Source organism: Propioniferax innocua, assembly GCF_006716235.1.
In the GTDB taxonomy this organism is placed as follows: Bacteria; Actinomycetota; Actinomycetes; order Propionibacteriales; family Propionibacteriaceae; genus Propioniferax; species Propioniferax innocua.
On record NZ_VFOR01000001.1, the window covers coordinates 462,476 to 487,789 of the forward strand.

General features: G+C 65.2%; 21 protein-coding genes. 7 read left to right on the forward strand and 14 right to left on the reverse strand.

Features of this window, described 5'->3' with window-relative positions:
- Window positions 1–59: 59 nt before the first annotated feature.
- The 6 genes from FB460_RS02115 to FB460_RS02140 all read right to left on the reverse strand — a co-directional run bounded on the left by FB460_RS02115 (window position 60) and on the right by FB460_RS02140 (window position 8,659).
- The gene (locus tag FB460_RS02115) at window positions 60–923 is read right to left on the reverse strand and encodes an acyl-CoA thioesterase (protein WP_142092465.1); all 864 of its coding nucleotides are present in this window, start codon (window positions 921–923) and stop codon (window positions 60–62) included.
- Window positions 923–1,822 carry a PAC2 family protein gene (locus FB460_RS02120; protein WP_142092466.1) on the reverse strand — a complete coding sequence of 300 codons (900 nt, stop codon included), beginning with the start codon at window positions 1,820–1,822 and terminating at the stop codon, window positions 923–925. Before FB460_RS02120 ends, FB460_RS02115 begins: the two co-directional genes overlap by 1 nt.
- A gap of 496 nt (window positions 1,823–2,318) precedes the next feature.
- A complete protein-coding gene (hrpA, locus tag FB460_RS02125) occupies window positions 2,319–6,182 on the reverse strand; it encodes an ATP-dependent RNA helicase HrpA (protein WP_142092467.1) in 3,864 nt (1,287 codons plus the stop codon).
- A gap of 81 nt (window positions 6,183–6,263) precedes the next feature.
- The gene (locus FB460_RS02130; protein WP_142092468.1) at window positions 6,264–7,136 is read right to left on the reverse strand and encodes a universal stress protein; all 873 of its coding nucleotides are present in this window, start codon (window positions 7,134–7,136) and stop codon (window positions 6,264–6,266) included.
- 129 nt (window positions 7,137–7,265) lie between these two features.
- Complete coding sequence (locus FB460_RS02135; RefSeq protein ID WP_170209915.1) at window positions 7,266–7,670, reverse strand: pyridoxamine 5'-phosphate oxidase family protein; 405 nt, start codon at window positions 7,668–7,670, stop codon at window positions 7,266–7,268.
- Window positions 7,671–7,726: 56 nt separating this feature from the next.
- Window positions 7,727–8,659 (reverse strand): T3SS (YopN, CesT) and YbjN peptide-binding chaperone 1, encoded by a 933-nt coding sequence (locus FB460_RS02140; protein ID WP_142093304.1) that lies wholly within the window; start codon window positions 8,657–8,659, stop codon window positions 7,727–7,729.
- A 129-nt stretch (window positions 8,660–8,788) separates the two neighbouring features.
- Between FB460_RS02140 and FB460_RS02145 the strand changes: the two genes are divergently transcribed.
- Window positions 8,789–9,952, forward strand: a complete 1,164-nt coding sequence (locus tag FB460_RS02145) for a proline-rich domain-containing protein (protein WP_142092470.1) — start codon at window positions 8,789–8,791, stop codon at window positions 9,950–9,952.
- A 113-nt stretch (window positions 9,953–10,065) separates the two neighbouring features.
- On the opposite strand, the gene tpiA is transcribed toward FB460_RS02145, so the two are convergent.
- The 7 genes from tpiA to uvrC form a co-directional block, all read right to left on the reverse strand.
- Window positions 10,066–10,857 carry a triose-phosphate isomerase gene (gene tpiA / locus FB460_RS02150; protein ID WP_142092471.1) on the reverse strand — a complete coding sequence of 264 codons (792 nt, stop codon included), beginning with the start codon at window positions 10,855–10,857 and terminating at the stop codon, window positions 10,066–10,068.
- A 3-nt stretch (window positions 10,858–10,860) separates the two neighbouring features.
- Window positions 10,861–12,069 carry a phosphoglycerate kinase gene (locus FB460_RS02155; RefSeq protein ID WP_142092472.1) on the reverse strand — a complete coding sequence of 403 codons (1,209 nt, stop codon included), beginning with the start codon at window positions 12,067–12,069 and terminating at the stop codon, window positions 10,861–10,863.
- 146 nt (window positions 12,070–12,215) lie between these two features.
- The gene (gene gap, locus FB460_RS02160) at window positions 12,216–13,220 is read right to left on the reverse strand and encodes a type I glyceraldehyde-3-phosphate dehydrogenase (protein WP_142092473.1); all 1,005 of its coding nucleotides are present in this window, start codon (window positions 13,218–13,220) and stop codon (window positions 12,216–12,218) included.
- A 128-nt stretch (window positions 13,221–13,348) separates the two neighbouring features.
- Window positions 13,349–14,329 carry a DNA-binding protein WhiA gene (gene whiA, locus FB460_RS02165; protein ID WP_142092474.1) on the reverse strand — a complete coding sequence of 327 codons (981 nt, stop codon included), beginning with the start codon at window positions 14,327–14,329 and terminating at the stop codon, window positions 13,349–13,351.
- 13 nt (window positions 14,330–14,342) lie between these two features.
- Complete coding sequence (locus FB460_RS02170; RefSeq protein WP_246044206.1) at window positions 14,343–15,305, reverse strand: gluconeogenesis factor YvcK family protein; 963 nt, start codon at window positions 15,303–15,305, stop codon at window positions 14,343–14,345.
- On the reverse strand, window positions 15,302–16,195 hold the full coding sequence (gene rapZ / locus FB460_RS02175) for an RNase adapter RapZ (protein ID WP_281281818.1): 894 nt from the start codon (window positions 16,193–16,195) through the stop codon (window positions 15,302–15,304). Before rapZ ends, FB460_RS02170 begins: the two co-directional genes overlap by 4 nt.
- A 77-nt stretch (window positions 16,196–16,272) precedes the next feature.
- On the reverse strand, window positions 16,273–18,261 hold the full coding sequence (gene uvrC, locus FB460_RS02180) for an excinuclease ABC subunit UvrC (protein WP_142092475.1): 1,989 nt from the start codon (window positions 18,259–18,261) through the stop codon (window positions 16,273–16,275).
- Window positions 18,262–18,376: 115 nt separating this feature from the next.
- On the opposite strand from uvrC, the gene FB460_RS02185 reads away from it, so the two are divergent.
- The 5 genes from FB460_RS02185 (at window position 18,377) to FB460_RS02205 (ending at window position 21,397) form a co-directional block, all read left to right on the forward strand.
- On the forward strand, window positions 18,377–18,559 hold the full coding sequence (locus FB460_RS02185; RefSeq protein WP_142092476.1) for a hypothetical protein: 183 nt from the start codon (window positions 18,377–18,379) through the stop codon (window positions 18,557–18,559).
- Window positions 18,560–18,567: 8 nt separating this feature from the next.
- Window positions 18,568–19,200 (forward strand): 2'-5' RNA ligase family protein, encoded by a 633-nt coding sequence (locus FB460_RS02190; RefSeq protein WP_142092477.1) that lies wholly within the window; start codon window positions 18,568–18,570, stop codon window positions 19,198–19,200.
- Window positions 19,197–20,321, forward strand: coding sequence for a class I SAM-dependent methyltransferase (locus FB460_RS02195; protein ID WP_142092478.1), 1,125 nt, complete (start codon window positions 19,197–19,199; stop codon window positions 20,319–20,321). Before FB460_RS02190 ends, FB460_RS02195 begins: the two co-directional genes overlap by 4 nt.
- Window positions 20,318–20,878, forward strand: coding sequence for a 2'-5' RNA ligase family protein (locus FB460_RS02200; RefSeq protein ID WP_170209916.1), 561 nt, complete (start codon window positions 20,318–20,320; stop codon window positions 20,876–20,878). Before FB460_RS02195 ends, FB460_RS02200 begins: the two co-directional genes overlap by 4 nt.
- An 81-nt stretch (window positions 20,879–20,959) precedes the next feature.
- Window positions 20,960–21,397, forward strand: coding sequence for a Rieske (2Fe-2S) protein (locus tag FB460_RS02205; RefSeq protein WP_142092480.1), 438 nt, complete (start codon window positions 20,960–20,962; stop codon window positions 21,395–21,397).
- A 12-nt stretch (window positions 21,398–21,409) separates the two neighbouring features.
- On the opposite strand, the gene uvrA is transcribed toward FB460_RS02205, so the two are convergent.
- The gene (gene uvrA / locus FB460_RS02210; RefSeq protein WP_142092481.1) at window positions 21,410–24,448 is read right to left on the reverse strand and encodes an excinuclease ABC subunit UvrA; all 3,039 of its coding nucleotides are present in this window, start codon (window positions 24,446–24,448) and stop codon (window positions 21,410–21,412) included.
- Between the two features lie 243 nt (window positions 24,449–24,691).
- Between uvrA and FB460_RS02215 the strand changes: the two genes are divergently transcribed.
- On the forward strand, window positions 24,692–25,312 hold the full coding sequence (locus FB460_RS02215) for an MBL fold metallo-hydrolase (protein WP_142092482.1): 621 nt from the start codon (window positions 24,692–24,694) through the stop codon (window positions 25,310–25,312).
- The last annotated feature ends 2 nt before the right edge of the window (window positions 25,313–25,314 follow it).

Here is a 25,314-nt window from a genome sequence, read left to right on the forward strand (position 1 = left end):
AGCAACCGAACCCGAGCAGAAGACCCCGTCGCCCGATGAACACGGGCGACGGGGTCTTCTCATGAGCGGACGCGCACCAGACCTTCCTGCGCCACGGTGGCGACGAGTTTCCCATCCTGGAAGATGCGCCCCAACGACATGCCACGGTCGTTCTGGGCCGAGGTGGTCGTCTGGTCGTAGAGCCACCATTCATCGGCGCGGATGGGCCGGTGGAACCACATGGCGTGGTCCAGCGAGGCGGCCTGCACCTGCGGTGAACCCCAGACCACCTCGGGGTGCGGCACCACCGAAGCAGCAAGCAGCGTCAGGTCCGAGGCCCAGGCGGTGGCACAGCTGTGAATGTGGGGGATCTCCGGAAGTTCACCGTCGACGCGGACCCACACCCGGGAGTGTCCCGCATGGTTCTCAGCCGGCACATGGGGCCGTCCGGGGCGGGAGTCCCCCACCATGCGCACATCCAGCACCCCCCACTCCTGGGACCAGACTCCCATGTCCCGGCCATGTGCGGCCGCGAGCACGTCGACCAGCTTCGGGCACTCATCGGGCTCGGGGGTGGACGGTTTCGGATCCTGATGCTCGAGACCCTCCTCGTGCTTCTGGAACGAGGCGGCCATGTGAAAGATCTCCTTGCCGTGCTGCCGGGCCACGACGCGCCTCGAGGTGAACGATCCACCATCACGGGTCAGTTCGACGTCATAGATGATCGGCGCATCGGTCGATCCCGGACGCAGGAAGTACGAATGGAGCGAGTGGACCGCACGCTCCGGATCGACGGTGCGGATGGCCGCGTTGAGAGCCTGTGCCAGCACCTGCCCACCGAAGGAACGCTGCATGCGCGTCTTGGGGTGCACACCGCGAAACAGCCCGACTTCGATCTGCTCAAGATCCAGCAACGGCACCAGTTCATCCACACGCTGAACCATCAGCGGCCCTCCTCGTCCTTGCGATTGCGTTCGGCCAGGAAACGCTCCAGCTCCGCACCGATCTCGTCGGCGCTCGGCAGGGGGCCGCGCTGTTGGCTCACCTGATCGTCGTACTGCTCCTCGAGCTGCTGCACCACACCCTGGACCTCGGTCGATTCAGCCATCTCCGAATCGATGTCAGCCAGGTTGGTGCGGACACGCTGCTCGAGCCCTTCCAGGGGGAGCTCAAGTCCGGTGATGTCGACAAGGCGTTGCAATCCGGCCAACGCGGCCTGTGGAAACGCTGCCTGGGCCAGATAGTGCGGCACGTGAACGGCCAAGGAGGCCGCGTCGACGCCACGCTGTTGCAGATCCAGATCGATCGCTGCGCCGAAACTGCTGGGGAAATCCATCCGGCCGAACATGACCGGGTTACCAGACGTGTGTCCCTTGTTGGCAGAGATCGTGGTGATGAGGCTCGGCCGGGTGTGTGGAGTCCCGGTCGGCATACCGAAGGCGCTGATGCTCATGCTGATGTCGAGGTCACGGCACAGATTGCGCACGGCAGCTCGCGTCCGCCCCCACTGGTGATCGGGCTCGGGCCCGATGAACAGCACGAACGGACGCCCGTGTGCATCCTCCATGCGGTACATGACGAGCTCGAACTCGTCGATGCCGACCCAGGCGTCGGTGTCGAAGGTCACTGCGGGGCGTCTGCTTCGGTAGTCGTGGAGCTGGTCGAGGTCGAAGGTCACCATGCGGTCGTGCTCGCACTGTGCGAGGAGGTGGTCGCCGATCTCACCCGCCACCGACCCGGCGTCGACGTAACCGTCGAGAAGGTGCATGAACACAGGTCGGGTTCCGCGCAGCGTCTCCCACACCGTGGGTGCCACCTGGTACAGACTGTCGGGATCGAGCATGCGTGCCAATCTACCGCCCCATCACCTTGTGGGCACTCTCCCCGACCGTCGGGGAGGTCTGATCGCTCGGCCTGGTATGGCGGTGTTGTTCCTGACCCGGAGCACAGGTCCGCATCACGTAGTGGCCTCTCGCCGACGGGGCTGCATACATTGTTTTTCGTTGAGGACACATCGTGCCCTCAACTGCACTTTTCAGGAACAGATCCTTGTTCACCGAGGTCAATATCTGTCCGCAATGTTTTTCCATCCATACGGGGGCACGGCGAGTAGGCCGCGGTTGGCCCCAAATCGGGACTGTTTTTCCATCCATACGGGGGCACGGCGAGTAGGCCGCGGTTGGTCCCAAATCGGGGCTGTTCTTCCATCCATACGGGGGCACGAACAAGCCCTGCAAGACACCGCCCAAGCCAACCGATCTCGCAGGTCGAGCCAACCAACCTCGCAGGTCGAGCCAACCGACCTCGCAGGTTGACTCAGAACATGGAGACGCCCCGCGTCAAGGCCGGGGTGCCGCGTCGATCGCCCTGCGGATCCGCTTGCGTGAGACCGGCACACGGGTCCCCAACCGCTGCGCGAACACGCTGACTCGGAACTCCTCGATCAGCCAACCGATCTCCTCCACTTCGAACGGCAATGGCCCCTCAGGGTGGCTCGCGCACAGCTCGGCGTAGAGATCTTCGACGTCCCACACATCCTGGGAGCGCTGGGAGTCCTTGCCATCGGCGGCGTGGACGCGTGCGAGAGCCGCATCCAGATACCGGGGCAGCTGGCTGAAGTGCGGCTCGTCGGTGGCGGCGATGAATCCATCGAACACGAGATTCGCGAGCTGCTCTGTGACATCCTCGGCCATGTCACCCGACACTCCCGCAAGTGCCTGCTGCACCTGTTGGTGGGTCCGCAGCACCTTCGCAGCCATGGCGACGACATCGCGCATCCGGTCGGCGTTGTCGGCACGTACACGGTCACAGAGAGCGGTGAAGGCCGCCTCGTCCCGGATCCGTGCAGGGTCACCGTCGGCCAGCACCAGATCGCCCACGGACTTCAGCCGGGCATCGGCGAGGAGCGTCGGCACATCACGGTATGGGCTGGAGCCAAGGGTCAGCTTGTCCTGATTGGATAGGTGCGCCACGGTCCAGCGCGTCGGGTCCGGGGTGTTGAGCAGCACGAGTCGACGCAGGCCCAATGCATGTTCACGGTCGCGCACGTCACGACGGTCATGCACCACCACCGACACCGCGTCCCCGCGATCCGAGAGCCCCGGATAGCCGGTGACCTTCTGGCCCACCGTCTCGGCGATCTTCCCGAATGTCCACGTGGTGCTGGGTTTCGCCGCCGCCCCCGCGGTGGCCCGTGTCAGACGCTCGGTCAGCGTCGGCCCCAGACGCCGTTGCAACTCACCAAGATCGGTGGAGCGTCCGACCTCGCATCGGTTCTTCGCCGGGTCCACAACGACGAACGTGGGCCGCAGATGGCCGTCCACCTCGCCCCAGGCGTCCTCGGGGACCTGTTCCCCAGTGAGTTCCTGCAGCGCCTGCCCCAGTGCTCGGGGGAACGGGACCGACGGCGGCAGATCAAGCTCTCTCAGTTTCGCCACTGCCCTGGCCGCATGCTCACCCGCGGGCACGAACCGGGTCCGGATGCGCTTGGGCAGGGAACGGAGCAAGGATGTCACCAGCTCATGACGCAGGCCCGGAACCTGCCAGGTGAACTCGGCAGGATCGATCAGGTTCAACTGCGACAGGGGAATCTCAACGGTAACGCCGTCGTGACCGGCACCCGGTTCGAAGACGTAACGCACCGGCAGCGAGAGCGTCCCCTCACCATCGACACGCGCGACCTCCCAGGAATCGGGAAAACCGGTGGCACCCAACGCCTCGGGGTCGCGGACGAGGTCCTCGGGACGGACATCGAGGAGCCCCTGGTCGTCGAGCTTGCGCCACCAGGATGCGAAGTGCCCGCCCGAGACGACCCCCTCGGGGATGCGTGCGTCGTAGAACTCGAAAAGGGCCTCCTCGTCGTAGAGGTCGCTGCGTCGGGTTCGTTCAGCGGCCTGCTGGATCTCGGCGACCACCCCGGCATTGTGCGCCAGGAACGGATACGACGCAGACCACTCCCCCTCCACCAGTGCCCGACGCAGGAAGATCGTGCGTGCCTCGACCGGGTTGACACGCCCGTAGTTCGCGCGGCGTCCCGAGACCAACGGCACCCCGAGCAGCAGCACCGACTCATTGGCGACCACCGACTGACTCTTCGGGTTCCAACGCGGTTCGGAGTAGGTGCGTTTCACCAGGTGCCCGGCCACGGCCTCGATCTGATGCGCCTCGATTCCGGCAACCGTGCGAGCCCACAGACGGCTGGTCTCGACGAGTTCACCGGCCATCACCAGCTCGGGCGGACTCTTCGCCACACTGGAGCCGGGGTTGATCGCGAACCGCACCCCGCGGGGGCCGACGAATTCACGCGGGCCACGACGCCGCTTGCCGCGCCGGTCCTTGCGCTTGTTCTGCTCCACCGGCGCCAACCCGATGTTCGACAGCAGACCCGACACGATCGCGGTGTGGATCGACGCCGGCGAACCGGGCTGCCGGTTGCGCTGCATGCCCAGCTCCGAGGTGATGTCCTTGAGCTGATTGTGCAGATCCTGCCACTCCCGGATGCGAACGAAGTGCAGGAACTCACTGCGACACATGCGGCGGAAGGCGTTTCCGGAGAGTTCGCGGCGGCGTCGGCGCAGATAGTTCCACAGTCGCAGCAGCGCCATGAAGTCCGAGTGGTCTGGGGGCGCCGCATCATCCCCCTTGGGCGCGTTCGGATCGGTGTCCCGTTCGGGATCCTCGATGTCCGCTGACCAGAATCGGCGGTGCATCGCCGTGGCGGCCTCGGCCTGTTCGGTGGGTCGTTCCCGGGGGTCCTGAATGGTCATCCCAGCGACGATGACCATCACCTCGGCCAGACAGTCACGTCGTTCGGCCTCCACGAGCATGCGTGCCATCCGCGGGTCCAACGGGATACGCGCCACCTGACGCCCCACCTTCGTGAGTTGCGGCGTCCGCCCCCGAGTGGTGGTGATCGCCCCCAGCTCGGTGAGCAGACGCAGACCATCGGTCACCTGCGCGCGGTCGGGCGGTTCGACGAACGGAAACGAAGCGATGTCGCCCAGCCTGGCGTCGGCCATCTTCAGGATCACCGACGCCAGATTGGTCCGCAGGATCTCCGGTTCGGTGAACTCCGGACGCGCCTCGAAGTCGGCCTCGGCGTACAACCGGATGCAGATGCCCGGCGCCACACGGCCGCACCGTCCAGCCCGCTGATCGGCGCTCGCCCGCGAGATCGGTTCGATCGGCAGACGCTGCACCTTGGTTCGAGTGGAGTAACGCGAGATTCGGGCGGTTCCCGGGTCGATGACTGCACGGATCCCGGGGACGGTGATGGAGGTTTCGGCCACGTTCGTGGCCAGCACGATCCGTCGGTGTCGGCTGCGACCGAACACCCGTTGCTGTTCAGCAGCCGACAGCCGTGCATAGAGGGGCAGGATCTCGGTGTTCGGCAGATCCAGGTCCGTCAACGCATCGGCGGTGTCGCGGATCTCTCGCTCCCCGCTCAGGAACACCAGGATGTCGCCGGCATCACGAAGTTCATGGACCGCGTCACATATGGCATCGATCTGATCGCGTACGTCGGGAACCTCCGGGACCACCACCGGTTCTGATTCATCGGGATCATCCGACGCCGGCTCCGGGGCGATCGGCCGATAGCGGACCTCCACCGGATAGGTGCGCCCGGACACCTCGACGATCGGGCACGGCCCGTTCTCATCGGCGAAGTGCTCAGCGAAACGTTCGGTGTCGATCGTCGCGGAGGTGATGATCACCTTCAGGTCATCGCGACGCTCCAACAGCTGCTTGAGATAGCCGAGCAGGAAGTCGATGTTGAGACTGCGCTCGTGCGCCTCGTCGATGATGATGCAGTCATAGTGACGCAGATCGCGGTCGCGTCCGATCTCGGCAAGGAGCACACCATCGGTCATCACCTTCACCCGCGTCGACGCCGACGCCTGTTTGGTGAAACGCACCTGATATCCGACGACGTCGCCGATCTCCACCTGCATCTCGTCAGCGATGCGTTCGGCGACGCTGCGGGCCGCCAGTCGTCGCGGCTGGGTGTGCGCGACCGCCGTCAAACCGGCCCGCAGACAGATCTTGGGCAGCTGCGTCGTCTTACCCGAGCCGGTCTCCCCCGCCACCACGACGACGCGATGCTCCTTGATCGCACGCCCGATCTCGTCCGCACGCGCGGCGATGGGCAGCTCCGGATCGAACGTGATGACCGGCTCGGAACCAGAAGGAGATGAAACAGACATGGCCGGACCAGCCTAGTGGTCCGGCCATACCCGGGTGTCCGTCAGCGCGCGTGTGCCGACATCATGCACACGGCGACCTGCTCAGTCCTCGGGACGCACCAGCGCCAATGGAGCGTTGGCGTGCGCCATGAGGGCACGGATACGAGCGCCGGGCGCAAGACCTGGCAGATGCGGGTTGACCCCGAGCACCAGCAGCCCGTACTTCTCGGAACGATGAGTGAGCTCATCGACCGCGTGGCCCTCCACGATGTCGAGAGTGTGCGGCACATCGGGGTATTTCTCGGCCACACGCTTCATCATGTCGGTGATGACCTTCTCCACCGCAGCGATGCGGGCGTCCTCCCCTTCACGGGCATCCCCGGTGAACAGCCCCCGCGGAGGCTGCCAGGCATGGACCGCTTCCACCGCCCATCCACGTTCCTTGGCTTCACGAAACGCCCAGTCCAGCGAGAACTCGACACGCGGACCATCATCGAGCCCGATACCGATCAGCTTGCGTTCGGCGGTCGGTCCGGGCGTCGACGCCGCCGAAACCATGATGACCGGGCAGTGTGCCGTCACCGAGATGCCAGCACTGGTCGAACCCACGAAAAGTCGTTCCAAGCCGCTGATGGCACGGCGTCCCACGATCACCATGGAGGCGTCCTCCGAAAGCCGCGTCAGCACGGCTCCCGGGTTGCCCATGAAGACCTCGGCGTCGAGGTTCGATTCATCCATCCCCATCTCGAGGGCATGTTCCTTGGCTTCGTCAACGGCCTTGCGGCCGGATTCCTGCAGCATCGTCGGGTCGTAGATCACACCCCACGCGCCGGCCAGCACGGCGTCATCCACCGCGTGCACCAACTGGAGACGGCGTCCGCTGTTCTTGGAGGAACGGACTCCGTACTCCACTGCGCGCAGACCATCCTCCGACCCGTCCACGCCGACGATGATCGGTCCTGTCTCATTGCTCATGTGTTCTTCCCTCCCTGCGCCCGACGAACATCGGGGTCCGATGGTCCGGGGCTCACCACGAAGTTTACTACTACGGCTCGTAGTTATCCATACCCCGTGGCCCCGCGGTGATTGTCTGGGACCACCCTCTCATTCACCAGAGAGGACGCGTCCCGATATCTGCTCGACGCTGATCCGCAGCAGCAGGTTACGCTCCCCACCGGCCCAAGGCTCGGGGATGGTCATCGACCGGTCAGCACGTTCTGCCTCGGTGAGCTCTCTGGCCCGGCCGCGCACGAGCACCGACCATGCGATCTGGGTCTCGGTATCGACGTCATCGATCTGGAAGGCCACTGTGACATCGTGCGCCAGTTCCCCCAACAGACCGGTCGGCGTCGTACGGATGATGATCCCGTCCTCCACCACGGCGTGGTTCACCGGAAGAATGGTGATGCCCTCCGAGTTGGCCCACGCGATCCGCCCCACCCCCTGGGCATGCAGCAGCTGCCAGCAGTCTTCCGCCGGAATCGCCTCGAAGTACGTCTTGTCGCTCACTGCATCCATCCTTGCTGACTCCGATGTGGTTGTCATCGTGTTCACCCGGGCTCGGTTCATTCCTCGAACGTCGTACGTCCGCGCAACTTGGCGGCAAGATCATCATCGATGCCATCAGCGACATCGCTCAGCATCCGCACCCCCTGATGCAGATGCGCCGGGACGAACGGATGGGCGAACACCGAGAGCGTCACGAAGACGCGGTCCCGAATGAGCTGGAACTTGACCATTCGCAACTCGCTGTTGAGGTCGGAGAGCACCTCCATCGCGCGCGAACGGCCATCGATGTCATGCACAAGGCACGCGAAGAGAATGATCTCACGGTGATCACTGCTGGCGCGAACGAACAGCATCGTCGAGCCGACGCGGATCGCGATATCGCCCTCGGAGTCGCGCATCGGCCGGTGCCCGAACATCTCGATGAGCTCGGCTTCGATCATCTGATCGAGATGCTCCGGGTTGGCGGGCACCGTCGCGACGACGTCATCGGGTTCGAACTCCGAGTGCCCCTCGATGGGATTGGCCTCGGGCTCCAACACTTCTGCAAGTTGGTCGGGGGCCAAAAAGATCGGGTGCTGTATACCGAAGACGTCTCGCAATGCCGCAACCGCCAGTTCGGCGAGCTCCTGGGAACGCTCCTGGCCCATCTCGATCCAGAAGTTCTCGGTCGCATGCGGCCCGGTGGCCGTGGGCGGCTGCCAGCCGAAGTCCTCCAGCTGTTCGAGCTGTGCTGCGGTGAGCTGATATTCCTCCCCCAGCGTCCCGTTGCTCGCGGCTTCAGCACGCAGCAGGTCTCGCGTCAGCGAGCGGAAACGCACGAAGGGCACCGTGTCTGCGCTGTTGGCGACGCTGCCGATGGTGAGGTCGGAGGTGTCATCCATCATCGAGATGACCTCGGCCAAGCTGTCGGCAAATCGACGCCAGGCCTCCCGCGTACTGCGGTCGAGGTCGAAGTCGTCGTATTCCGGCACGGGCACTCCCTGGTACATGTCTTTCGGCCCCGCGGCCGCTGCCACAGCGAACCTAGCGCGCACCCGATGGGCATGTCCACGAAGCCTCGCCACTGACGCCAGACGTGGCAGACTTGCGGGATACCACATCTTTCACCGGAGGAACCCATGAGCATGAACCCACCACCGGGCGGATGGCAGCCGGGCTTCCAGCATCACAGTGGCCCCGAGGCTCCCGGCCCACAGGGCGCTCCCCCGTTCCCCAACCAGACGGGCCCCGATCAACCTGGCCCACATCAGGGGCCACCACGCACCGAGCAGATGGGCGGGCCGAAGAAGACCCCGAAGGGGCTGATCATCGGGATCATCGCCGCAGCCGTGGTTCTCGTACTCGCCGTCGGCGGCTACTTCATCCACAACGCCGTGCAGACCAAGCGCGCCGAGGAGCGTCGCGCCGAGGCGCTCGCCACCGAGACCGACGCGGCGAGTGCGGCCGTGCAGGCCTACCTCCAGGCCCTCGTCGATGGCGATGCCCAAGCCGCGCTCGACCAGGCGGCGGAAGCCCCCGAAAGCCCCCTGCTGACCGACGAGGTGCTCGACAGCTCGAATGAGCAAGGTGGCATCGAGGCCCCGGCCACGACCGACGCCACCATGAAGCAGTTGGAGGATGACTCGGTGCCGAGCGGCGTGGTCTCGGCGACCTTCATGGTGCAGGGTGTGGAAGCATCCGCCGACTTCGCGGTCACGAACACGCCCGAGGGTTGGCGTCTGGAATCGGTCACGAACCCCGTGGATCTGGGCGATATCGCTGTGAAGGTCAATGGGGTCAAGGCGACCGGCGTCGTGGAAGCATTCCCCGGCACCTACACGATGACCTCGGCCAATGATCGCCTCAAGGTCGACCGCAGCGATCTCAGCGTCCTCGAGGTCGGCAAGGAACTCCCCGCGGACTGGACCACGCAACCCGAGCTCAGCGACAAGGGCCGCAAGGACGTCATCGCCGCGGGCAAGCGTGCGATCGACGAGTGCCTGGCGAAGAAGGAACTCATGCCGCAGGGCTGCCCGATGATTCGGTGGGAGGAGAAGGACGGAATCCGCCTCGACAAGGAAACCCTCAAGTACACGCTCACGAACGATCCCTGGCGCGACTTCGACCCGCGTCTGGCCGCCAATGGCACCGAGGCGACCGGAACCCTCACCACGAAGGTGCAGCTTCAGGCCAATGCCACACAGAATGGCGCCGAGGGAACCGTCGATGTTGGACAGGAACAGTCGTTCACCCTCGTCGCCGATGTGTCCGAGCCCCGGGTGAAGGTGACGTTCACGTTCTGATCCGCGCCGATTCTGATCCGCGACGACACGCGATCCCTGACGACGCAGGAAACGGGGGCAGCGACCAGATGGTCGCTGCCCCCGCTTCTGTGTCGGAAGGACTCCCCGGTCGGTCAGTCGACCGCGGGCAGGTCGTAGAAACGACCGATGGCGGCGAACTCGTCCACCTTCAGCGATGCACCGCCCACGAGGCAGCCGTCCACATCGGGCTGGGCCATGATCGAGGCCACGTTCGCAGCCTTGACCGAGCCGCCGTACTGGATACGGACCGCATCGCCGGTCTCGGCCCCATGCATCTCGGTGACCGCGGCACGGATCGCACCGCAGACCTCCTGGGCGTCCTCGGGGGTCGCGACCTCACCGGTGCCGATGGCCCACACCGGCTCGTAGGCGATCACCGAACGGGCGACCTCCTCGGCGGTGAGCCCGGCCAGTGAGCCCTTGACCTGGGCCACGGTGAAGGAGACCTGGTCACCGACCTTGCGGACGTCGAGACCTTCACCGACGCACACGATAGGCGTCATCTCGGCATCGATGACCTTGCGGGCCTTGGCGGCCACGATCTCGTCGGTCTCGGCGTGGTACTCACGACGCTCGGAGTGACCGACCACCACGTACTGACAGCCGAGCTTGGCGAGCATCGACGCCGAGACCTCACCGGTGTACGCGCCGGAATCATGCTGCGACACATCCTGGGCACCATGACCGAGCGGGAGCTTGTCGCCGTCGATCACGGTCTGGACGGTGCGGATATCGGTGAACGGCGGGATGACCACGACCTCGCACTTCTCGGGGTCGTACTCATGGTCCTTGAGCGTCCACGCGAGCTTCTGCACCAGGCCGGTGGCCTCCACGTGGTTGAGGTTCATCTTCCAGTTACCGGCCATCAGGGGCTTGCGAGCCATGATTCAGGCCTCCTTCGAATCGAGTACGGAAAGTCCGGGCAGAGTCTTGCCCTCCATGAACTCCAGCGACGCGCCGCCGCCGGTGGAGATGTGGCCGAAGGCCTCGTCGGCGAAACCGAGGTGACGCACGGCGGACGCCGAGTCACCGCCACCGACGACAGACAGGCCGTCCATCTCGGTGAGCGCCTGGGCGACGGCCTTGGTGCCGGCGGCAAAGGCCTCCATCTCGAACACGCCCATGGGGCCGTTCCAGAAGGCCGACTTCGAACCGCGGATCACATCGGCGAAGGCCTTCGCCGATTCTGGGCCGATGTCGAGACCCATCTGGTCGGTGGGCATGGCGTCGGCCGCAACGGTCGACGCCGGGGCGTCGGCCTTGAACTCGGGGGCCACGACGACGTCGGTGGGCAGCACGATCTGCTTGCCGAGCTCCTCGGCCTTCGCGAGGTAGCCCTTCACGACGTCAACCTGATCCTCCTCGAGCAGCGAGGAGCCCACCTCGTGACCCTTGGCCTTGAGGAAGGTGAACACCATGCCGCCGCCGATCACGAGCGTGTCGGCCACGCCGAGGAGGTTGTCGATCACCGTGAGCTTGTCGGAGACCTTCGCGCCACCGAGCACAACGACGAACGGGCGTGTGGGGTCATCGGTGAGCTGACCGAGCTTGGTCACCTCGTTCTCCACGAGCGTGCCCGCAGCCGCGGGCAGGAGCTTGGCGATGTCATAGACCGATGCCTGCTTGCGGTGGACCACCCCGAAGCCATCGGAGACGAAGGCCCCATCAGGGCCCACCAGGGCCGCATACTTCTCTGCGAGAGCGGCACGCTCCTCGTCGACTTTGGAGGTCTCCCCCGGCTCGAAGCGGACGTTCTCACAGACCAGCACGTCACCATCGGCAAGCTCTCCGGCGAGTTTCTGAGCATCCTCGCCCACGGTGTCGGCAGCGAGCTTCACCTCGGTACCGAGCAGCTCGCCCAGTCGTGCGGCGGCCGGGGCCAGCGAGAACTCGGGCTTGGGCTCCCCCTTCGGACGACCAAGGTGAGCGAGCACGACGATGCGGGCGCCGGCGTCGCGAAGCTTGGTGAGGGTCGGGAGCGAAGCCTTGATACGGCCGTCATCGGTGATGGTGGTGCCGTCGAGAGGCACGTTGAGGTCGCAGCGCACCAAGACCTTGCGGCCCTTGAGGTCGCCGAGGTCAGCGAGTGTCTTCATGTTCCACCTTTCGTGGTTTCCGAACAATGCCACCGAATCAGTGGCGGGAATCAGTTCTGCGGAAGCCGCCGCAGCGTCACCCGGTGAATGCACGACGGGGCCGCCGCGCTCGGCGGTCGACCCCGTCATGACGTGATGGATTCAGATCAGAGCTTCGAGCCCACGAGAGCCGAAAGGTCCACGAGGCGGTTGGCGTAGCCCCACTCGTTGTCGTACCAACCGACGACCTTCACCTGGTTGCCGATCACCTTGGTCAGACCGGCATCGAAGATGCAGGAGTGCGGGTCGGTCTCGATGTCCTTGGAGACGATCGGGTCCTCGGTGTACTTGAGGACGCCCTTGAGCGGTCCCTCCGCAGCCTTCTTGATCGCGGCATTGATCTCTTCGACGGTGACCTCACGGCCGGCCTCGAAGGTCAGGTCGGTGGCCGAGCCGGTCGGCGTCGGAACGCGGAGCGCGTAGCCGTCGAACTTGCCCTTGAGCTCGGGCAGCACCAGCGACACGGCAGCGGCGGCACCGGTCTTGGTCGGCACGATGTTCAGGGCAGCGGCGCGAGCGCGACGCAGATCCTTGTGCGGGCCGTCCTGGAGGTTCTGGTCAGCGGTGTACGCGTGGATGGTGGTCATGAGGCCCTTGACGATGCCGAAGTCATCGTTGAGCACCTTGGCCATCGGCGCGAGGCAGTTGGTGGTGCACGAGGCGTTCGAGATCACGTTGTGGGCGGCGGGGTCGTAGTCGCCCTCGTTGACGCCCATCACCACGGTGATGTCCTCGTTCTTGGCGGGAGCCGAGATGATGACCTTCTTGGCGCCGGCCTTGATGTGGGCCTCGGCGGCGTCCTTCTGCGTGAAGCGACCGGTCGACTCGATGACGATGTCAGCGCCGACCTCACCCCACGGAAGAGCAGCGGGATCCTTCTCGGCGAACGCGGCGAAGGTGTGGCCACCGGCGGTGATCGACTTCTCGTCGTGGGTGATCTCGCCGTCGAAGGTGCCGAGGATCGAGTCGTACTTCAGCAGGTGGGCGAGGGACTCGTTGTCGGTGAGGTCGTTGACGCCGACGATCTCGATGTCAGCGCCGGAAGCGACGACGGCGCGGTAGAAGTTGCGGCCGATACGGCCGAATCCGTTGATGCCAACCTTGACGGTCATTCCTTGTGACTCCTCTGAGAGACTCATATGTCGAACTGGAAACAACTCTAACGGGCGCGTTATCGGGCCGTGACAGCAGACCGGAAAGCAAGCTGGTCTGGTGCTGGTATGGCCGGTTCCAGCAGGGCTCAGTCGTCGAGCAGATCGGCGCTGAGGCCCGCCTCGGTATCGGGGATGTCGAGCTCGTGAGCACGCTTGTCAGCCGTGGCCAGCAGGCGGCGGATGCGTCCGGCGACCGCATCCTTGGTGACCGGGGGCTCGTGCAGGCGCCCGAGCTCCTCCAGCGAGGCGTGCTTGTGCTCCAGACGCAACCTTCCGGCGGCCAGCAGATGTTCGGGGACATCGTCCCCAAGGATCTCCAGGGCCCGCTCCACGCGCGCTCCCGCCGTCACCGCGGCACGTGCCGATCGACGCAGATTCGCATCATCGAAGTTGGCCAGCCGGTTGGCCGAGGCACGCACTTCGCGTCGGGCCCGACGATCCTCCCACTCCAGTACGGCCTCGTGGGCGCCCAGGCGGGTGAGCATCGCCGAGATCGCGTCACCATCGCGGATCACGACACGATCGACGCCGCGGACCTCCCGTGCCTTCGCTTGGATGTCGAGTCGCCGTGCAACGCCCACCAGGGCCAGCGCGGCCTCCGGCCCTGGACAGGTGACTTCCATCGCCATCGAACGTCCCGGCTCGGTCAGCGACCCGTGGGCGAGAAAGGCACCACGCCACGCGGCCTCGCAGTCCTCGATGGTGCCCGAGACGACGCTCGGCGGCAGGCCACGGGCCGGGCGTCCACGGGTGTCGATCAGCCCGGTCTGTCGTGCCAACGACGCACCGTCCCTGATCACACGCAGCACATAACGCGTGCCACGTCGCAGGCCCGAACCGGAGACGACGATCTTCTCCGACGCATGACCGAACACCTCGGTGATGGTGCTGCGAAGGCGGTCAGCCGCCACCTCGGAGTCGAGCTCGGCCTCGATGACGATCTGTCCCCCGGTGATGTGAAGGCCGCCTGCGAACCGGAGTGTGGATGCCACCTCGGCCCGACGCGCGCTCGTGCGTGTCACCTCGATGGTGGCCAGTTCGCTCTTCACCTGCTGCGTGAGTGCCATATCTCCGTTCCGTTCACAGTCCCATGATTTCCGCGAAGATGGACGCCAGCCGCAGCGGGTCATGCCGCGGTGAGCCGTCACGGACCGCCACATCGGCGATCCACAACTGGGCACCCAGCGAAGCACTGTAGGCCTCGAGATGCGGATCGTCATTCGCGAAGCTCGGATCCGCGAGCACATAGTCGAGCCGGAGCTGCGGCGCATGCTCGGCCAGCAGCTCGATGTGTTGACTCGGCGTGTACCCCGATGTCTCATCAGCCGGACGCAGGTTGAGCGCGAGGATGCGCTTCGCCTTCGTCCGCAGCAGCGCCTGTGCGAGTTCGGGCACCAACAGGTGGGGAATCACCGAGGTGAACCAGGAGCCGGGCCCCAGCACGACGTAGTCGGCGTCCTCCACCGCTGCGATCGCCTCAGGGTGCGCAGGCGGATCCTGAGGTTCCAACCGCACAGCCTGCACATCGGAGGTCGTCCGCGCGACGGCGGCCTGCCCACGAAGCTCGGTGATCTCATCTGGATACGACTGATCATGTCCGATCACATCGGCGATGATCTCCAGCGGGGCCGACGACATCGGCAGTACACGACCACGCGCACCGAGCAGTTCACCCACCATGTCCAGGGCATGAACAGGATCCTCGAGCTTCTCCCACAGACCGGCGATCAGCAGGTTACCGATGGCGTGACCGGCCAGCGGCCCATCCCCTCCGAAGCGTGACTGCAGCACATCAGCCCAGGTGCGACCGGAATGATCATCGCCGCACAATGCGGCCAGGGCCATCCGCAGGTCGCCCGGCGGCAGACAGTTCAGCTCCTTGCGCAACCTGCCCGACGACCCCCCGTCGTCGGCCACGGTCACCACCGCCGACAGTCGGTCGGTGATACGACGCAGGGCCGAGAGCGTGGCGTACAGACCATGCCCGCCCCCACAGGCGACCACGGACGGGAGCTGGCCGAAGGCCATGTCGAAACGTCTCATTCGAGCCCCACATCCCGATGCAGCACCCGCGTCGGCATTCCCAGCTCACGCAGGCGTCGCCCTATCTCCTCGGCCATCGCCGTGCTCCGATGTTTACCACCGGTGCAACCGATCGCGAGCGTCGCAAACCTCTTGCCCTCCTGGAGGTACCCCTCGGCCACCGTCACCATCAACGACTGCAACTGCTGCAGGAAAGGCCCGGCGGATGGTTGCGTCAACACATATTCCCTGACCGGCCGAGTCAGGCCGGTGTGTGCCCGCAACTCGGGAACCCAGTGGGGGTTGGGCAGGAAACGCACGTCGACGACCATGTCGGCGTCGATCGGGAGACCGTTCTTGAATCCGAACGACATCACCGTCAGCCGGAGCTGATCCCCCTCATCCCCGCCATAGGCGTGGCTGACACGAGACTTGAGCTGGTGAACGTTCATGCTGGTGGTGTCGATCACCAGGTCGGCCGCCGCGCGCAGCGTCGAGAGCATCTGCTTCTCCTGCCGCACACCGTCGAGCAACCGGCCGTCATCCTGCAGCGGATGCGGACGCCGCACCGACTCCTGACGTTTGACGATCGTCTCCTCCGATGCCTCCACGAAAAGCACCTCGGGCATCTGCCCGGCCTCTTCGAGCTCGTTGAAGACCCACGGAAGCTCTTCGAAGAGCTTGCGCCCCCGCACATCGAGGATCACACCGATGTTGCCGATCCCCTTGGCGCAACAGTGCTCGTACAGCTGGGGCAGCATCACCGGCGGCAGGTTGTCCACCACATACCAGCCGAGGTCCTCCAGCGCATGAGCTGCGGTCCGCCTGCCGGCCCCGGCCATGCCGGTCACGATGACGAGCCTGCGAGAGTCCTTGGCCTGGGATCCGGTTTCATCACTCGATGTGGTCACGGCCCCCATTATGGGGGCATCGCCCACATCGGGGTCGGAACGGCGGGATATCCGCGGTGAACCGGGACGGGACGGGGTCATCGATCGTCCTCCACGATCTCACCGGTCGCGGTGTTGATGACCGGTCCGGCGGGACGCTCGACGAGTGCGTCGGCCACCGCTGCCGCGGTCGTGGGGCCGAAACCCGGAACCTCCGCGATCTCCTCCACCGTCGCCGCGCGAAGTTTTCGCAGCGATCCGAATCGCTTCATCAACGCCTTGCGGCGCACCTCACCCAGCCCCGGGACGCCGTCGAGCGTTGATTCCAGCATGGATTTCGAACGCCGCCCACGATGATGCGAGATCGCGAACCGGTGCGCTTCATCACGGATGCGCTGCAGCAGATACAGCCCTTCCGACGTCCGCGGCAGGATCACCGGGTATTCCTCGTCCGGCAGCCACACCTCCTCGAGTCGTTTGGCGAGTCCGCACAACGCGACATCATCGACACCGACCTCGTCGAGCGCCTGAGCCGCAGCCGCCACCTGCGGCGGGCCGCCGTCAACCACCACGAGCGCCGGGGCGTAGGCGAATTTCTGCGGCGCACCGGTCGAGGGATCCACCAGCAACGGCCCCTCTGCCTGCGTCGGGTCATTCGTGGCCGACGCCATGGCCTCGCGATCCTCCTTCAGCCGGGTGAACCGACGCGTTATCACCTCGTGCATCGAGGCCACATCGTTCTGACCCTCCACGCCCCTGATCGTGAACCGGCGGTACTCACCCTTGCGTGGGAGACCGTCCTCGAACACCACCATGGAGGCGACGACCTCGGTCCCTTGGAGGTTCGAGACGTCGTAACACTCGATGCGCAGGGGCGCCTCGGGAAGACCCAGTGCCGTGGCGATCTCATCAAGAGCGCGGTTTCGCGTGGTCAGATCGGAGGCTCTCTTGGTCTTGTGCCGCACGAGTGCCTCCTGGGCATTGCGGGCGACCGTCTCGAGGAGGGCGGCCTTGTCTCCACGCTGTGGAACGCGCACCGTCACCTTGGTGCCGCGACGCTCCGACAGCACCGCCTCGATGGATTCGGCCGACGGCGGCAAAGCAGGAACCAGCACTTCACGAGGAATCGCCTCGGCGTCGACCGCCCGCACCTCATCGTTGTAAAGCTGCTGCAGGAAGGTCTCCACGAGCTCAGGGGTCTTGGCGTCGTCGACGCGGTCTGCCACCCAACCGCGTTCACCACGGATGCGTCCGCCTCGGACGTGGAAGATGCGCATCGCCACCTCCAACGGATCCTCGGCGAGGGCGATGACATCGGCATCGGTGCCATCGGGCAACACAACGGCATTGGCCTCCATCGCCCGGGTGAGTGCAGCAAGGTCGTCGCGGAGTTTGCCCGCGCGCTCGAACTCCAGCGCATCCGAGGCCGCGATCATCTCCTTCTCCAATCGGCGCATGATCGGGCGGGTGCGTCCGCTCATGAACTGGCAGAAGTCCTCGGCGATCTCACGGTGCTCCTTGGGCGTGACGCGCCCCACGCAGGGCGCGGAACACTTCTCGATGTAGCCGAAGAGACACGGGCGTCCCGATGCCTTGGCGTTCTTGAACACACCAGCGCTGCAGGACCGCATCGGAAAGACCCGCAACAGGGCGTCGACGGTCTCGCGGATGGCCCAAGCGTGCCCGTAGGGGCCGAAGTAACGCGTCCCCCTGCGTTTCGCCCCTCGCCCGACGTACACACGCGGGATCTCCTCGCCCCAGGTGACAGCCAGCCACGGATAAGATTTGTCGTCGCGATATTTGACGTTGAAACGTGGATCGAACTCCTTGATCCATGAGTATTCGAGCTGGAGTGCCTCCACCTCGGTGTGGACGACCGTCCACTGCACACGCGCAGCAGTGGTGACCATGCGCCGGGTGCGCTCGTGCAGCCCCGCGGGATCGGCGAAGTAGGAGTTGAGCCGCTGACGCAGATTCTTGGCCTTGCCCACATAGATCACGCGCCCATGCTCATCCGAGAACCGATAGACCCCGGGGTCGGTGGGAATCGCCCCCGGGGCGGGACGATAGGTCTGCGGATCTGCCATGCCGACCACTCTCCCATCTCTCACAAACCGGCCCGTCTCTCACAAACCGGCCCGGCACCGATGAAGTGGCTGGCCGGCATGATGCACGACACGATGCACATGACAGCAGGGCACGATGCACATCACACAGGGCACGATGCACATCACACAGGGCACGATGCACATCACACAGGGCACGATGCACATCACACAGGGCACGATGCACATCACACAGGGCACGATGCACATCACACAGGGCACGATGCACATCACACAGGGCACGATGCACATCACACAGGACACAGGGCCGCATGGTTGAGTGACAACATGTACACCATCGCGTGCGAGGACAGGGATCACCCCGAGTGGCACCTGGGCACGCGTCATGCCGCAGTCTGGGCATTCGAGGTGGAGTGGGATCCCGTCCCCGCGCGTCGCGTTCTGGGCGGACTTCTTCCCGGATATCGGCGGCAGCCACACATCACCCTCGCCTACGGAGGTCTGCTGGGCACCGAGTTCGACGCAGCATCCCACGAGCGCGATGTGAAATCTCTGACCGACCTGATGACGCCTGGCTGGTCCCTCACCATCCGGGCCATCGGATGGGGGACCTTCACCACGACGCCTTACCTGGCGGTGGCCGATCCCCAGGGGTGGATGCAGCAGGCCCACGAGGAACTGTGCCGCAATGATCCCCGCAGACGTCTGGACCACTACGTCCCGCACATCACTTTGGGGCACCATGCCGTTCGGCGTCGGCTCACCGAGGTGACCGAAAGGTTGGGCACACTCCCCCACGACGAGAGCTGGCGGTGCGAATCTGTGTCCCTGCTGCGATACGAGACCTGCACGATCGCAGGGCCGCTGACCTGCATCGGTCACGTGGATGCCGCGGGCTGGCACGATGGACCCGCATTCCGACTCGATGAATCACCGACGGAGAACCGAGACACGACGTGACGAATCCGATCACCGATCTGCTGTTGTCCACCGCACGACATGATCCGGCGACCCTGGCGGCGATGGGCGACGGCCCCTCCCGTCTCGTCGTGGTGGACGACCCCGACGGTTCCCTCGCACTGGCAGCAACACAGTGGGGCGTACCGGTGCACGTCAGATGTGCTTCTCGGGCCGCGGCCCTCGCCGTCCAGGCAGCGGTTGCCGGAACCGACATCCCCGTGACCGGTGAATGGCCCGACCCCGCAGAGCACAGGAAGGGATCGGCGTCTGGCCCCACACTCGTGCTCGCGCATCTGCCAAAGTCCCTGCGCGGTGTGGAGTCACTCGCCCATGCCGCCGCCGATCTGGGGCAGCAGACCCCAAAGACCTCGGCCCCTCAGGATGTGGTGCTGGTGGGCGGTGCGCGACTCAAGTACATGACGCCGACCATGAATGAGGTGCTCATGCAACGGTTCGAGCACGTCCACGCCACCCGGGCCCAACGCAAGTCACGGTGTCTTGTCGCATCCGGTCCACGTCCACACGTCGACCGCACACCGATCCAGAACCCCGTCCACGCCGAAGGAGTCGACCTGACGCTGTGCGCCGTGGGTGATGTGTTCAACGGGGCCGAGGCCGATCACGGCAGTCTGCTGCTGCTCGATGCCTTGGCTGACCACGGTCCGGACACACCACAACTGATCCATGACCTGGGATGCGGCAACGGTCTGCTCACCGCGTGGTTGGCGCACAGGTTCCCCGAGGCGCACATCGTCGCCAGCGACGACTCCCGCGACGCGGTCGCCTCGACCCGTGCCACCCTTACCGCCTCGTTCACCGGGCCGCACGAAGATCGCGTCCAGGTCTCCTGGCAGGACCGCGCATCCGACGAGCCTCCGGCGTCCACCGATCTCGTGGTGCTCAATCCCCCGTTCCACCGCGGCGGAGCCATCGACACCGACCTCTCGACCAAACTCATCGACGCCGGTGTGCGCCTGCTCCGCCCGGGCGGACAGTTATGGGTGGTGTACAACTCACATCTTCGGCACCGCCGTCACCTCGAGCAGTACGGTCGCGTCGAACAGATGGCCCGTGACCCACGATTCACGGTGGTGCGCATGACCTATGATCGGTGGTCGTGAGAATCCCCGCTGACCATGACGATCCTGAGAGGACGCTTGTCTCAGCACCGGTGGCGCTGCCCGCCAGCGCCCTGATAATCGAAGTGCCCGAAGCCGGTCCCGTGGTCGACCCCTGGCGAGCCTCGCTCGATGAACTGGCTCCGGTCGGAGTTCCTGCACACGTGACCTGCCTGTTCCCCATCCCCCCCGAGGATGCAATGACAGGACCGGCAAAGATCGCCGATGCCGTCCGTGACACCGGGGCCTTCGATTACACCTTCGACCGTTGCGCATGGTTCGGGCGCACTGTCCTGTGGCTCGCGCCCCAAGACCCGACGCCGTTCCTGCGCCTGACTCATGCGCTGACCACTGCCTTCCCGCACCTTCTGCCGTACGAGGGTCGGTTCCCCGAAGTGATCCCCCACCTGACCATCGGCCACAAGTGCCCCGCCGAAGCACTCGATGACGCCGAACGGGATATCACTCCCCAACTACCGATCCACGGCCGAGCCACTCATCTCAGCCTCTACTCACCGCAGCAAGGCGTCTGGACGCGTCTCCAGTCTTTTCCTCTGTGAACCATCACCCCACCGACGCCCAGCGTCACCACAAAGAAGTCACCACAAAGAACCGGCGTCACCGCCATGGAATGGAGCATCATGAAGCCATCACATCGTCAGGCCCTCGCACGTGCACTGAGCCGCAGAACCGTCCTACGCGGCGCTGGAGCCGCTGGCGTGGCCGCAGCCGGTGTCGGCGTCACGGCCTGCTCCGGCCCCGATGAACACAACCCACGGCTGCCCGATCCCAATGCCCAGGCCACCATCGCCAAATCGGCGGTCCCCGAGGGCAGTGGGGTCATCGTGGGCGAGTTCGTGGTGACACAGCCCGAGAAGGGCGAGTTCGCCGCCTACAGCGCGGCCTGCCCCCACCAGGGCTGCAACGTGACCGACGTGGTCGGCGACACGATCCAGTGTGCCTGCCATGGGTCACAGTTCGCCGTCGCCGATGGCTCCATGACGCAGGGGCCGGCGACCACCGGACTCACTCCTGCCACGGTCACCGAGGACGGCGACGAACTCCAACTCACCGCCTGAGGAAGCGCAGGATCACGTCGTCTTCCTGACCGCCGTCTTCTTGGCGGCGCTCTTCTTCGTCGCCGTCTTCTTGGCGGTACTCTTCTTCGTCGCCGTCTTCTTGGCGGTGCTCTTCTTCGTGCCCCGTTGCGCAGGCTTGGGCGCATCGACGAGGGCGGCGTCCCCCACCGGAACGTTGCTGCCCCGGAGCACGTCGGCCAGAAACTGACCCGTGAACGATTCCGGCACCGCTGCGACCTCCTCGGGGGTCCCCTGCGCGACCACCTCGCCGCCGTGGACACCACCTCCGGGCCCCATGTCGATCACGTGGTCGGCCATCTTGATCACATCGAGGTTGTGTTCGATGACGATCACCGAGTTGCCCTGATCGACGAGGCGCCCCAGCACGAGCATGAGCTTGCGGATGTCTTCGAAATGCAGACCGGTGGTGGGCTCGTCCAGCACATACAGGGTCCGCCCAGTGGAACGGCGTTGGAGTTCGGTGGCGAGTTTCACGCGCTGGGCCTCACCGCCCGATAGCGTCGGAGCCGGCTGACCGAGCCGCACGTATCCGAGGCCGACCTCCGCCAGAGTCTTCAGATAGCGGGAGATCGCCTGGTGGGCCTCGAAGAAGTCGACGGCCTCGGAGATCGGCATGTCGAGCACCTCGGCGATGGTCTTGCCCTTGTACCGCACCTCAAGGGTCTCGCGGTTGTAGCGAGCCCCGTCACAGACCTCGCACGGCACGTACACATCGGGCAGGAAGTTCATCTCGATGCGGATCGTGCCGTCCCCCATGCAGTTCTCGCAGCGTCCGCCCTTGATGTTGAACGAGAACCGCCCCTGCTGATAGCCCCGGACCTTGGCCTCGGGGGTCTCCGCGAAAAGCTTGCGGATGCGATCGAACACACCGGTGTACGTGGCGGGGTTGGAGCGGGGTGTGCGGCCGATGGGCGACTGGTCGACGTGGATGATCTTGTCAACGTTGTCGGCTCCGCTGAGTGAACGGTGGTGCCCGGGAACGCTCTTCGAGCCGTAGATGTGCTTCGACAGTGCGGTGTAGAGGATCTGGTTCACCAGCGTCGACTTGCCCGAGCCGGACACACCGGTCACCGCAACCAGCTGCCCCAATGGGAAGGTGACATCCACATGCTTGAGGTTGTTCTCATAGGCGTCATGGACGGTCACTTCACGGCCCGGTGTGCGCGGGCGGCGATGTGACGGCAGGGTGATCGAGCGCCGGCCCGCCAGATAATCGCCCGTGATCGAATCCGCATTGGCCTCGAGTTCGTTCACCGGCCCGGACACGACCACGTGCCCACCGTGCTCACCGGCGCCGGAGCCGATGTCGACGATCCAGTCGGCCGCCCGGATCGTGTCCTCGTCATGCTCGACCACGATCAGCGTGTTGCCGAGATCACGCAGACGCTTGAGCGTCTCGATCAGGCGGTGATTGTCCCGCTGATGCAGACCGATGGACGGTTCATCGAGCACATACAGCACACCCACCAGGCCCGAACCGATCTGCGTCGCGAGCCGGATTCGCTGCGCCTCACCGCCGGACAACGACCCGGCGGCCCGGGAGAGCGTCAGATAGTCGAGTCCGACGTCCAGCAGGAATTCCAGGCGAACGTTGATCTCACGCAGCACCTGATCGGCGATCTGCTTCTCCCGGCCAGTCAGCTCAAGATCCCCCAGAAACGCTGCGCAGTCCTCGATGGACAGGTTCGAAATCTCGGCGATGTTCTTCCCACCCACGGTGACCGCGAGGGATGCCGGCTTGAGACGGTCGCCATCGCAGGCCGTGCAAGGAGCTTCCCGCAGATAACCGGCGAAACGCTCACGGGCATGATCCGATTCGGCCTCACTGTGCCGACGAAGCACCCACGGGATCACGCCTTCGAAGTTCGCCGAATAGGAGCGCTCACGCCCGAAACGGTTCCGATAACGCACCACGACCGGCTCCCCCAAGCCGTGCAGGATCATCTCGCGCACGTGCTCCGGCAGGGCCTCCCATGGGGTGTCCGTCGAGAAGTTCTCCTTCTTCGACAACGCATTGACGACCTTGCGGAAATAGTCCTGCACATGCACACCGCCCCACGGGGCGATCACGCCTTCCGACAACGACTTCGAAGGGTCGGGGATGACCAGATCGGGGTCGACCTCCAACCGCGTCCCCAACCCCGAACATTCGGGGCACGCGCCGTAGGGAGCGTTGAAGGAGAACTGACGTGGTTCGAGGTCGTCCATCGCGATGTCATGCTCATTGGGGCAGGCCATCTTCTCGGAGAACCGGCGTTCCCGCGCACGGTCCTCGGCATCGATATCGACGAAATCTGCGATCACGATGCCATCGGCCAGACGCAGCGCGGTCTCCACCGAATCGGTGATGCGACGCATCGCCGAGGGTTTCACCGCGAGCCGGTCGACGACCACCTCGATCGTGTGCTTCTGCTGCTTGTTGAGTTTCGGCGGATCTGTGAGTTGGTGCACCTGCCCGTCCACACGCACGCGGGCGAAACCGTCAGTTGCCAAGGAGCGGAACAGGTCGGCGTGCTCGCCTTTGCGTCCACGGACCACCGGTGCCAGCACCTGGAACCGTGTCCCTTCATCCATCGCCATGAGCTGATCCACGATCTGCTGCGGCGTCTGACGGCTGATCGGCTCACCGCACTGTGGACAGTGGGGCCGACCGGCACGTGCGTAGAGCAGACGCAGATAGTCGTGCACCTCGGTGATCGTGCCGACCGTCGAGCGGGGGTTCCGGCTCGTCGACTTCTGGTCGATCGACACCGCCGGTGACAGGCCCTCGATGAAATCGACGTGCGGCTTGTCCATCTGACCGAGGAACTGGCGTGCATAGGCCGAGAGGGATTCGACGTAACGCCGCTGCCCCTCGGCGAAGATCGTGTCGAAGGCCAACGAGGACTTGCCCGAACCGGACAGGCCGGTGAACACGACCAGCGAGTCGCGGGGCAGTTCGATCGAGACATTCTTCAGGTTGTGCTCCCGTGCGCCCTGGACGACGAGGCGATCATGTCCGACACGTGCTGGAGATTCCGCGTTGTTCACGCACACCACCCTAAAGGATTCGAACTGGTTTGCGAGCCCGGCGTGGCCGACGGACTTCTCAACCCTAATCGCGTCCCTTTGGGAGATTCATCGCCGGACCCGAGTGCGGGTCTTTCTTCGTGCCCCGCAGACGTGCATGGTCTGCGCGAGCCGGAGTGCCTGACTGCCGGGACGCCTGAGCGTCCAAATGCCTGACTGCCAGAATATTTGGTCGAAGGAGCACATCCGCTGCGAGGAGGATCCATGACCACCGAACAGATCGCCGACATCACCCTGACCACGACCGTCGTCAGCCAGATGATGAACAACGTCTACCTCCTGGAACGCGGAGCCGATCGTGTGCTCATCGATGCCGCCAATGAGCCAGAGAGACTTCTCGAAGTCATCGGCGACGAGCCGTTGCAGACGGTCATCACCACCCATCGCCACCCGGACCACATCGGGGCCCTCGCCGAGGTGGCCGCTGCCACCGGTGCACGGCTCATCTGCGGCAGGCCGGACAAGGACGCCATCGACGCCGCCACCGGCACCACCTCCGAGAGTGTCTGGACCGGTGACACGATCAGGCAGGGCTCGATCGAGCTCGAGGTCATCGGCCTGGTGGGCCACACCCCCGGAGCGATCGCCCTCGCGCTGCGCACCGAGGGCAACCCCGTGTATCTGTTCAGTGGCGACTCGTTGTTTCCCGGTGGCCCCGGAAAAACCAACACCCCCGGTGACTTCACCAGCCTCATGGATGATCTGGAGACCCGGATCTTCGGAGTGTTCGGGGACGACACCGTGGTGCTCCCCGGTCACGGCGACCGCACGACGCTCGGGGCGGAGCGCCCGCATCTCGGCGAGTGGCGCGAACGCGGTTGGTGATC

What these genes read in the sequence shown, in the direction of transcription:
- uvrC (WP_142092475.1), bottom strand. Translation starts at nt 18,261, where the DNA reads ATGGCAGATCCGCAGACCTATCGTCCCGCCCCGGGGGCGATTCCCACC.
- FB460_RS02205 (WP_142092480.1), top strand. Translation starts at nt 20,960, where the DNA reads ATGAAGCCATCACATCGTCAGGCCCTCGCACGTGCACTGAGCCGCAGA.
- FB460_RS02140 (WP_142093304.1), bottom strand. Translation starts at nt 8,659, where the DNA reads ATGTACCAGGGAGTGCCCGTGCCGGAATACGACGACTTCGACCTCGAC.
- whiA (WP_142092474.1), bottom strand. Translation starts at nt 14,329, where the DNA reads ATGGCACTCACGCAGCAGGTGAAGAGCGAACTGGCCACCATCGAGGTG.
- FB460_RS02130 (WP_142092468.1), bottom strand. Translation starts at nt 7,136, where the DNA reads ATGAGCAATGAGACAGGACCGATCATCGTCGGCGTGGACGGGTCGGAG.
- FB460_RS02145 (WP_142092470.1), top strand. Translation starts at nt 8,789, where the DNA reads ATGAGCATGAACCCACCACCGGGCGGATGGCAGCCGGGCTTCCAGCAT.
- tpiA (WP_142092471.1), bottom strand. Translation starts at nt 10,857, where the DNA reads ATGGCTCGCAAGCCCCTGATGGCCGGTAACTGGAAGATGAACCTCAAC.
- hrpA (WP_142092467.1), bottom strand. Translation starts at nt 6,182, where the DNA reads ATGTCTGTTTCATCTCCTTCTGGTTCCGAGCCGGTCATCACGTTCGAT.
- FB460_RS02190 (WP_142092477.1), top strand. Translation starts at nt 18,568, where the DNA reads ATGTACACCATCGCGTGCGAGGACAGGGATCACCCCGAGTGGCACCTG.
- FB460_RS02120 (WP_142092466.1), bottom strand. Translation starts at nt 1,822, where the DNA reads ATGCTCGATCCCGACAGTCTGTACCAGGTGGCACCCACGGTGTGGGAG.
- FB460_RS02185 (WP_142092476.1), top strand. Translation starts at nt 18,377, where the DNA reads ATGCACATCACACAGGGCACGATGCACATCACACAGGGCACGATGCAC.
- FB460_RS02155 (WP_142092472.1), bottom strand. Translation starts at nt 12,069, where the DNA reads ATGAAGACACTCGCTGACCTCGGCGACCTCAAGGGCCGCAAGGTCTTG.
- gap (WP_142092473.1), bottom strand. Translation starts at nt 13,220, where the DNA reads ATGACCGTCAAGGTTGGCATCAACGGATTCGGCCGTATCGGCCGCAAC.
- FB460_RS02170 (WP_246044206.1), bottom strand. Translation starts at nt 15,305, where the DNA reads ATGAGACGTTTCGACATGGCCTTCGGCCAGCTCCCGTCCGTGGTCGCC.
- FB460_RS02215 (WP_142092482.1), top strand. Translation starts at nt 24,692, where the DNA reads ATGACCACCGAACAGATCGCCGACATCACCCTGACCACGACCGTCGTC.
- FB460_RS02115 (WP_142092465.1), bottom strand. Translation starts at nt 923, where the DNA reads ATGGTTCAGCGTGTGGATGAACTGGTGCCGTTGCTGGATCTTGAGCAG.